Source organism: Chitinivibrionia bacterium, assembly GCA_009779925.1.
GTDB lineage: Bacteria > Fibrobacterota > Chitinivibrionia > Chitinivibrionales > Chitinivibrionaceae > WRFX01.
Genome location: WRAZ01000057.1, coordinates 1 through 9240, shown reverse-complemented (window position 1 = coordinate 9240; position 9240 = coordinate 1). Strand labels below are relative to the sequence as shown.

Below are 9240 nucleotides of genomic sequence, written 5' to 3'. Positions count from 1 at the left end.
CGGTGCAAAGAAACGACCGTTTTTTTGAAGCGTTTTTAGTTTGGGTATTTTTAGTTTTTTAATTTAATTAAAGGAGTTTTTTTATGATTTTCAAAAAGAAGAGTTTGCTTGCAATGATTGCAGCAATGTTTTTGGGAAGTATGATGTTTATTGCTTGTAGCGACGATGACCCTACGGGTACACCGGGCTTTGTTGCGGTAACAAATATTATCGGAGTTAGAACCGGAGTTCCGGTAGGTTCCCCCCGGGAGTTGTCGGGAAATGTCCTACCCACAAACGCAACACGCAGAGACATTACTTGGTCTGTTTTACCGGAATATGCGCAATATGCACAAATTACCAGCGGAAACATGTTGACTGCAACCGGTGGCACAGAAGTAAGAGTAAGAGCAACTATTACCCGCGGTGGAGCAAACGAAAATGATTACACACAAGACTTTACAATTGAAGTGAATTCAGACTTTATTGCGGTAACGAATATTACATTGACATCAGCAACATCAACTCCGGTAAATACTCCCTTACAATTGACTGCTACCGTTTTACCTGCTGATGCAACGAACCAAGCTATTGTTTGGTCGGGCAATGGGGTTGCAGAAAACATATTGACTGCTACAGAACCGGGAGTAGTTAGAGTGACTGCGACTATTGCGGGCGGAAAAACGGAGAATGAACCATTTACAGAAGATTTCGATATTACGATAACTTCCGGTGGCAGTGGCAACTTTAACCCCAACACAGCAAACGTTGTTTTACTTGACGATTTCCTTGTAAGGTCTCTTACACCTGAAGACGATGAGTCGTGGGGACTTACAAATATGAATGCACTTATGATGCGTATTGTAGATGGGGACAGAATTGGTAATAGAGCTGGAACTTGGTATGCTTTAGCAAGTAATAACGGAATAGAGGTTATGACTTATGACGGAGACGGTGAAGTTGTAATTACCAGACCAAGCACAGGTGGTACTGTTGCAAGCATACCTGCAACTATGATCCAAACGTTAACAGGCGAAGGCGAAATGGTTTTCATAATTGATGCGGAGAATGCAGAGACTGAGAGTTATTGGGGCAATGTTCAAACCAATTTCTTAACACAGAATGATAATGCTGTACCTGTTAATATTTCGGGATTGAGAGGCATACGTATTCAAGGACAGTTAAAAGGCGCACTGAGAGTTAACATTGAAAGAACTATTACTTATGCAGGTCCTACTACAAACTGGGCACAGTGGGGCTGGGAAATTGATGGCAACGATTACGCTGACGACTACAAAGATATAGACGTAGAGTTGACAGTTGCCAGTATGATGGGAGCCAGCTGGGGACAAGAGCCTGATATCACAAGAGAAGAATTGTTAACCAGAGCAGAAAATATTACTTTGAATTTGAATACTTCCAGCGATAATATGGGAGCACGTGTTGATATGCGCCTTTCAGGAATTTGGCTTGTATTTAACGACGAAACTTCTATTCCCGCAGAATTCGGCACACGCGCTGAATAATCTGACTTAGGAATTTTAGTATTCAATCCGAAGCGGGCAGAAATGTCCGCTTCTTTTTTGGTTTTACACTTGACTTTTAGGGTGGTATTTTAGTATATTACTACTTCCATAAGTAGTTATTGGAAAGGCAGAATATGTGGAGAGATAATAGACGATTATTTGAAAAATACGGCGATTTGGCGTTTAATTTGGTTGTTGCAATAGTAGCCGCTCTCGTGGTGGATACGCTAATAAAAGGCGGTATTGAAAGAGAAGGCTTAATACTTGCGTTTATTGGCTGTGTTAGCGCTTTTGCTTTATTGTGTTTTGGTGTTTTTATGTACAAAAAAGGAGGTCTGTGATTATGGAAATACTGATGAATTATTTGGAGTATATGGGGGCAGTAGGAATTGTGCTGTTGGTCTCTATTCCTATTGTTTTGTTTATGTTAGGACATGTTGCAATCGACGATTGGCAGAGAAAAAAGGCGGGTTTGCCACGCACGGTGGGCTTGGCAACCGCGTAAAAGAGGGTTTAAAATGAGTGATTTTGAAATGCTTTTTTGGTTTGTTATTATTAGTTCTGTTTTCGGTGGAAGTATCCTCGGCTTTTTAGCACGTATGCAAATGAAGAGGCAGAGTAGCGTGATATTGCAACCTGTTTAATTTTGAAGCGGGCATTTCTGTCCGCTTCTTTTTTACTGCAAACTACCTCTTTTTTCGATAAAAATACTACAAATTTATCTAAAAACATCATTTATCCTTGACAAATTCGTTTCCATTTTTTAGTTTGTTGGTGAAATAAAAAAAAAACACTAAATTTGGACGTTTTTTGCGTCTTTAGGAAAGGGTAAAAATGAGTGCTGCGGAAAAATTATTTTCAAATTTAAACAACGACGGATTGGTATGGGCTTTGTGGAACTGGAACGACCAAGTCAATATCGACACTATCAAAAAACAGTTTGCTTCTTTTATTAACGACGGGTTCAGCGGAATTGTTATAAGACCTTGCTCAAATATTTCCTGCGGGACTATGAGCCACGAGTTTATAGAGTATTTCAAGTTTGTTTTGGGGCTTGCCAAAAAAGACAAAGTGCAAATTATGTTTGCGGACGATTTTAACCGCATTGCACCTTCGCATTTTTATTCTGCGGTTGCCAAAGAAAGAAATTACAGAAGCCAGAGGCTAACACTTGCCCAAAAATCCTTTTGCGGCGCAGGCGAAAAATACGAATACACCCCCGAAATTCTTTCTAAGGATTACATTGTAGCAATCCCCGCAAACACAAACAAGGTTTCCATAAACGACGCCATTGTAATTTACGACGACAAAAACGCAGGAAAATCAATTACTTGGACAGCGCCGTCAGGACGCGATTGGTCGGTTTTGCGCTTTGCGTGCGAATACGAGAAAAACCGCGACGGAAACTATATACCGAATATGTATAACATAGAACTCGCGAAAAGTTATTGCAACGACGTTTTAATGCCGATTTTAGAGGCGGCAAAATCTGTTAATAAAGCAAGTTTCAGAGGATTTATGTTTGAATGCCCTGCAATTTTGCCGAGCGCCCACGGAGTTGTTTGGGACAGCGAATTTTTGGTGCCGAAATATCAGTCCCGCTTTAAGAAAAACCTTATTTCTTTACTTCCCTCGCTCTTTGTTTCTGTGGACGACCTTTCTGTTAAGTCGCGCCCGCACGTGTACAATTTCCTTTCGGAGTCGCTTTTTGACAGATTTCCTGCGGTGGTTGCCAAATGGTGCCAACAAGAAGATGTTCGTTTGTGGATTGTAGGAAAGGATTGCGACATTCGTGAGGCGCAGAGCAACACAATTCCGATGATAATTCCCGCTATCGGACAAAACTCGGTTGCAACGGCGTTTCGCACGGAAAATCTCGCAAGTCAGGCGGCGTTTATAACGCAGAGCGAAATAAGCAGAACCAACGGAATTTCTACCGTGGGAATTGTAGGACGGGACGCAGTTATGAAATCGCATTCGATAGGCGAACTCAAATCGGCTATAGATTGGCAAATTCTTTTTGGCGCAGACGAAATTTTGATTGACGGCTTTTACCTTAATTCCACATACAGATTTGAAGACTTTGCGCCGCTTGGACTTTCTTTTTACCATCCCGATTACAAGCACATAAAATCGCTTGTTTCGCAGACAAAATTGGCGTTGGCTCTTAACTACGGCAGAAAAGCGCCCAAACACGGAGTTGTGGTCATTGCTCCTCCACAGTCGCTTTTGTCGGATTTTATGTTAGGCGAAACCGAAATTATAGGCGAAGCGGTCGAAATATTTCTGAACGTTATAAGCGATTTACGCACTTACCAAATTCCCTACACAATAATAACCGAAGAAAATTTCTCAAAAGACGAAAGTTTGGAGATTACCAACAGCGGACAAATCAAAACGACCAACGGGATTTATTCTGCGGCGATTTTGCTTTACACCCGCCTTATCAACAACTCGTTTTTTGCGCAGGTCGAAAGATTATCGCTCAAAAAGGGCACGATTTTATTTGCCGACAAAAAACCGCAGGGAAGTTTTGACGACAGCCAAAGCGACTCATTCATATCAAGAGTGGACAGAATGTTTGAGTCGAGGAGCCGTCATTGTGTAGTCGGCGGCGTTTCGGACATTGTGGATTACATATCGAAAAACTTTGAGAACATAATCGGGCACCTCCACATAGAAAAGGGCAACTGTGGCGTTCTTATAAACCACAATCAAGTCGGCGAAAACCTGCTTATGACCGCACTTAACATCTCCGCCGAAAACGTGCAAATCGAAATCGCAAGAGAAGATGGCAGACAATTCTACAAAATAGACCTCGAAAGCGGACAAATTCTGAATATAGACAGCGGCGAAAAAGAGGCGTCGTTCTTCTTTGTGGTGCATCCGCGCGAATTTTTGATTATTCTGGAAACGCACGGCGAAAGCGCCACTGCAAAGCAACTCGAAAACGCGCCTGCCGTAAAAATTGACGCTATTGTTCCCGAATATCGCTCGTATATATCCAAAGAAAGCGAAGTTTTTGAGTTAAAATCGCTTAACCGCTTCCCTCTGTCGCGTTGGAAAACGATTGTCAGCGTAAATCGTGAGCGAAATATCATAAACTACAATTACGAAACCTATTTTGAGTCGATGGTAGAAAAGCCCGAAACCGCAATATTGGTGTTTTTCGACAAACCTGCAAGCAATAAAGAGAGCGTAAACAGCAGATTTAAGGTAAAATTAAACGGCAACGAAGTAAACCAAATAAATATAAGCGAATATCCGCAATACAACGAAGACCCCGCGCTTTTGGCTTACGATATAAGCGAATTCATAAACAAAGACAAGCCGAACACAATTACAATTCGCAAAACAGGCGACCACGACCTGCCCGACCCCGTTGAATATCCGCCGTTTGTTTTGGTGCCGACAGCTGTAGAAAGAGGACCGAACACTTGGAAAATTTTAGATAAAACACAATCGCGTACCTGCTCTTGGAGCACAAAAGGCTATCCGTATTTAATCGGACGGGCTTCGGCGCTCTATCACTTTGAGGTGCCGAAAAACTATCAACAGGTGGTTTTAGCATTCGACGATTTAAGCGGCGCTACACACATTGCGCTTAACGATAAAAAACCAACCGCCCAAGAAGGCGAAGACGACGACGAAATTACACTGGAAACCCCTGTTAAATGCCCGCTTCATACGGATTTGATATTTCCGCCGTATCGCATAGATATTACGGATTATGTAACCGACAAGCGTAATAATTTGGTTATCACATCATCATCGTCGCTAAATTCGCAAAACCAACTTTCACCAGGCATAGGCGGAATTTTAGGCAATGCACGATTAGAAATAATTACAAAAGAATAAGGGGGCTTACACAGCCCCCCCCCCGTATTTGTTTGTAGAGACGCGATGCTCGCGTCTCCTTTTTTGTTTTTATTAAAACGTTCTAAACACCACAATCGCCTTTTCTAATTCCGCACTGCGAGACCCCTTAAATAAAATCAAATCGTTCTCACCAGAATTATCAAACGCAAGTTTCCCCGCCTCTTCGGCATTGTCGCAAACAAACACGTTTTCCTTGGCAAAACCTGCCGAAATTGCCGCGTCCGCCATTGTTTTTGCGCGCTCCCCTACTGCAATAAGTTTGTCTGTCTTAAAATTTACAAGAGACGCCCCGACTTCTTTGTGAAGTTCTTCTTCGTATTCGCCGAGTTCGCCCATTGTTCCTAAAACTGCTATTCGATTTGCAGGCGTGGGAATATCGTCGAGCATTTTTAGTGCAACTGCCATAGACGACGGATTTGCGTTATAACAGTCGGCGATTATTTTTCTGCCTGCGATAATTTCTATTTCACCTCGCATATTCGCGGGTTTCAGTTCGTTTTTTACTACTTCCTGCAAAATATACGGAGATATTCCGAACGACTGCGCAAAGTAAAGCGCAGGTAAAAGCGAATAAACGCAATGCGCCCCCACCATAGGAATTTCGTAGCGAAAACCGTTGTAGTCAAAGGAATAACAGCCGAATTCGTTGCAAGTCAGATTTTCGGCGCGAATTTGATTGCCAATTTCCAAGCCGAAATAGTATGATTGCACCATATCGATTTCGTTTTGGGCGAGGCTTCTTTCGTCGTCGCCGTTTAAAAGCATTATACCGCGCTTTATTGAAACGGCGCGCGCCAGTTCAAAATTTGCTTCGGCGGTTTTTTCTATGCCGCCGAAAAGCCCTACGTGGTCAAAGCCGATATTTGTAATTACGCCCATATCGGGCTCTATTATCGTGGTGAGCTCGGCAATTTCTCCGCAGTGGTTTGCACCGAGTTCAAATATGGCAAACTCTTCGTCGCCGTCCATCGACAATACCGACAAGGGAACGCCTATGTGATTATTAAAATTTCCGATGGTAGAGCCGATTTTGAAACTTTTGGAAAGAAGCGTTTTAAGCATTAAAGTTGTGCTTGTTTTGCCGTTGCTTCCGCCGATTGCAATTACGGGAATCCGCAAAATCCTGCGATATGCCTGAGCCGCTTTTTGAATGGAATAAAGCGTATCTTTGACGGGTATCAGATAATATTCGTTAAAATTTTTACGATTTTCTTCGTACCATTTTTTTTCGACGATTGCGGCAACGGCGCCATTATCGAATGCTGATTTAACGTAATCGTGTCCGTCTTGCGCTTCGCCTTTGAGCGCGACGAAAACGTCGCCTTTTTTGAGTTTTCGGCTGTCCATCCAAACATTATTGAAGGTTTTTGCGGATAGTGTTTCGTCTGCGCTTATTTCAGACATTGTCCAAAACGCCAAATTTTTCAGCGTTTTCTGTTTTTGCTTGTCGTTCATTGTGTTTTATCTCCCGTAAATTAAAACATTACTCCGCCGCTTGGCGTGGCAGGTGTATGTGTCGGTTGAGTTCCGAAAATTTCTCTGGCGTCCCGTACATTAGACGCTCCGTGAACATTGCACGTTGGCGGAACCGTTCCTATAAGAAACATTTCCTGGTAAGGATTGGGACAACGGATACTCGCTCTTTCGTTAGAAACGGGGCATAATTCCAAAGTTATAAGTCCCTCGCTTGCATAAACAAATTCCGCAACGGGCAAATCGCGGTGAAGCGCGTGCATAACGGGCGCCCAAATCGGAATAGCGCCGCTTGAGCCTGTTACTCCCTGCCCCATAGTCTGACTTCTGTCCGTGCCGACCCAAACTCCCGTGGAAATCTGAGGGGTATATCCGATGTACCAAGCGTCAACAAAATTGTTAGTCGTTCCCGTTTTTCCCGCCGAAGGACGCATAAAATTGTGCGTATGACGAATGCTTGCGCCTGTTCCGCGGATAACAACGTCTTGCATAGTATGGGTAAGAAGGGACGCTAAAGCAGGGTCGATAACCTGAGTGCTTCTCGGCTCGTGTCTGAATATTACTCTTCCGTTTCTGTCTTTTACCATTTCCACAAAATACTGTTGCGGCATTAAACCCTGATTGGCAAACGCGGCAAAAGCTCTCGTAAGTTCAAGATTAGACACGTCGCACACGCCCAAAGCCAAAGCGGGAACTGCGCGTATATCACGAGAAAAACCCATCGCTTTGGCAAGGTCAACGACGTTTCGCAAGCCGACTTCCATTGCAACAATAATAGCAGGCATATTAAGCGACCTGCGAAGCGCTTGACGGATGGTAACATCTCCGAAAAATTCTCTGCCTATGTTTTCGGGACGCCAATCGCCTATGGTTATCGGTCTGTCAACAACAACGCTTGCGGGTGTAAATCCGTTGTCAAACGCCGCCGCAAAAATAAACGGCTTAAACGCCGAGCCCGGTTGTCTGAAACCTTGCGTTGCTCTGTTGAAGCGGGATTGCGTAAAATCGCGTCCGCCAATCATTACTCGCACCGCGCCCGTTTCTACGTCCATAGAAATAACGCTACCCTGCAATTTGCGAAGAGAGATAGAGTCGTGAAGCGCGTCCAAAACTTGTGCGTGCGCCGCATAAATCGAGTCGAAATTTCTCATAAATACTTCGCGACGCACTCCGATAATTTCATAAGCCTTTGCATTGTCAATAAAAAAGGCGTTTTGCCGTCTTTGAAGCACGGTCAAGTGGCTGTTCATTGCCTCTTCGGCAACAGTTTGCGCTTGCGGATCGAGGGTTGTAAATATCGAAAGTCCCGCATTATAAAGCATATCCGAGCCAAATCGTCTTTCGAGGTCGCGGCGAATTTGCTCTACAAAATAAGGCGCAACAGTCGATACGGGACGGTGAGGGTTGTTCGGAATGGGAAGCGCCGATACGCTATCCGCCTCCGCTCTTGAGATTGCACCTGCACGCACCATAGAGTTAAGCACCGTACGCCGTCTTGCGGTAAGTCGTTCGTGATTTCCCTCCAAGTTTGGTCTCAGACGATTTGGAGTTTGGACTGTTCCCGCCAAAACCGCCGCCTCGTTAAGGTCTATATCCTGAATATTTTTGCTGAAAAACGCCATTGCGGCGGCGCTCATTCCGAAATTTCCGCCACCCAAATAAATTTTGTTAAGATACATTTCGAGAATTTCGTCTTTTGTATAATATTTTTCGAGCTGAATTGCCGTCAATATTTCACGCATTTTCCGCGCCGCCGTTTGCCGCTGTGTTAAAAACACGTTTCGCGCCAACTGCATAGTAATGGTCGAAGCGCCGCCTTCTATTCTGCCGCTTACCGCATTGCCTATAATCGCTTGAACCATACGACGCGAATCAAAGCCCCAATGCGAATAAAAGCGTCTGTCTTCAATGGAAATAATAGCGTCAATCAATACCTGCGGGACGCTGTCTATGGGTACCCAAAACCGCCGTTCAATGCTGAATTCGTGTATCAGCGAACTGTCTTTCGCATAAACCCGCGTCACCAAACTCGGCTGAATATTGCCCAATTCGTGCGGCTCGGGAATAGTTTTATAAACGTTATTCAAAAACACGACCGTCGCCGTAATGGTCGCGCCCAAAAACAGAATTACTGCAAACATTATAACCAAAACAAGCGGCGTAAGATTTATCAATTTGACAGTTTCTTTGTTCCAATGCATTTTTACCCTCTTCTTTGAAAGAAATTTAAGCCGAAAAATAATATTTGCCGCCGATAAACAAACAAACTTTATGCAAAAAGCAGAAAATTCTCCGTTATTGCTCTTTCACAAAATCGGTATTTACTTCTATTGAGTTTCCTTTTTGGCTTATTATGCCTATTCCGTATTTATTTGCTTTTTCT

General features: G+C 43.6%; 6 protein-coding genes. 4 read left to right on the top strand and 2 right to left on the bottom strand.

The features are described 5' to 3' along the window. The first annotated feature begins 83 nt into the window (after positions 1–83). From FWE23_10705 to FWE23_10690, 4 genes are all read left to right on the top strand, one after another. Complete coding sequence (locus tag FWE23_10705; protein ID MCL2845895.1) at positions 84–1505, top strand: hypothetical protein; 1422 nt, start codon at positions 84–86, stop codon at positions 1503–1505. Positions 1506–1639: 134 nt separating this feature from the next. Continuing rightward, complete coding sequence (locus FWE23_10700; GenBank protein ID MCL2845894.1) at positions 1640–1846, top strand: hypothetical protein; 207 nt, start codon at positions 1640–1642, stop codon at positions 1844–1846. 2 nt (positions 1847–1848) lie between these two features. Next, positions 1849–2010, top strand: coding sequence for a hypothetical protein (locus FWE23_10695; GenBank protein ID MCL2845893.1), 162 nt, complete (start codon positions 1849–1851; stop codon positions 2008–2010). A 329-nt stretch (positions 2011–2339) separates the two neighbouring features. Then, complete coding sequence (locus FWE23_10690; protein MCL2845892.1) at positions 2340–5363, top strand: hypothetical protein; 3024 nt, start codon at positions 2340–2342, stop codon at positions 5361–5363. Positions 5364–5435: 72 nt separating this feature from the next. Here the strand turns inward: FWE23_10690 and murF are convergent, their stop codons facing one another. Further along, positions 5436–6839 carry a UDP-N-acetylmuramoyl-tripeptide--D-alanyl-D-alanine ligase gene (murF, locus tag FWE23_10685; GenBank protein MCL2845891.1) on the bottom strand — a complete coding sequence of 468 codons (1404 nt, stop codon included), beginning with the start codon at positions 6837–6839 and terminating at the stop codon, positions 5436–5438. Positions 6840–6859: 20 nt separating this feature from the next. Further along, complete coding sequence (locus tag FWE23_10680) at positions 6860–9058, bottom strand: PBP1A family penicillin-binding protein (protein MCL2845890.1); 2199 nt, start codon at positions 9056–9058, stop codon at positions 6860–6862. Between the last annotated feature and the right edge of the window lie 182 nt (positions 9059–9240).

Excerpts from the sequence above, each read along its gene's own strand:
- FWE23_10705 (MCL2845895.1), top strand. The coding sequence starts at position 84 with ATGATTTTCAAAAAGAAGAGTTTGCTTGCAATGATTGCAGCAATGTTT.
- FWE23_10700 (MCL2845894.1), top strand. The coding sequence starts at position 1,640 with ATGTGGAGAGATAATAGACGATTATTTGAAAAATACGGCGATTTGGCG.
- FWE23_10695 (MCL2845893.1), top strand. The coding sequence starts at position 1,849 with ATGGAAATACTGATGAATTATTTGGAGTATATGGGGGCAGTAGGAATT.
- FWE23_10680 (MCL2845890.1), bottom strand. The coding sequence starts at position 9,058 with ATGCATTGGAACAAAGAAACTGTCAAATTGATAAATCTTACGCCGCTT.
- FWE23_10690 (MCL2845892.1), top strand. The coding sequence starts at position 2,340 with ATGAGTGCTGCGGAAAAATTATTTTCAAATTTAAACAACGACGGATTG.
- murF (MCL2845891.1), bottom strand. The coding sequence starts at position 6,839 with ATGAACGACAAGCAAAAACAGAAAACGCTGAAAAATTTGGCGTTTTGG.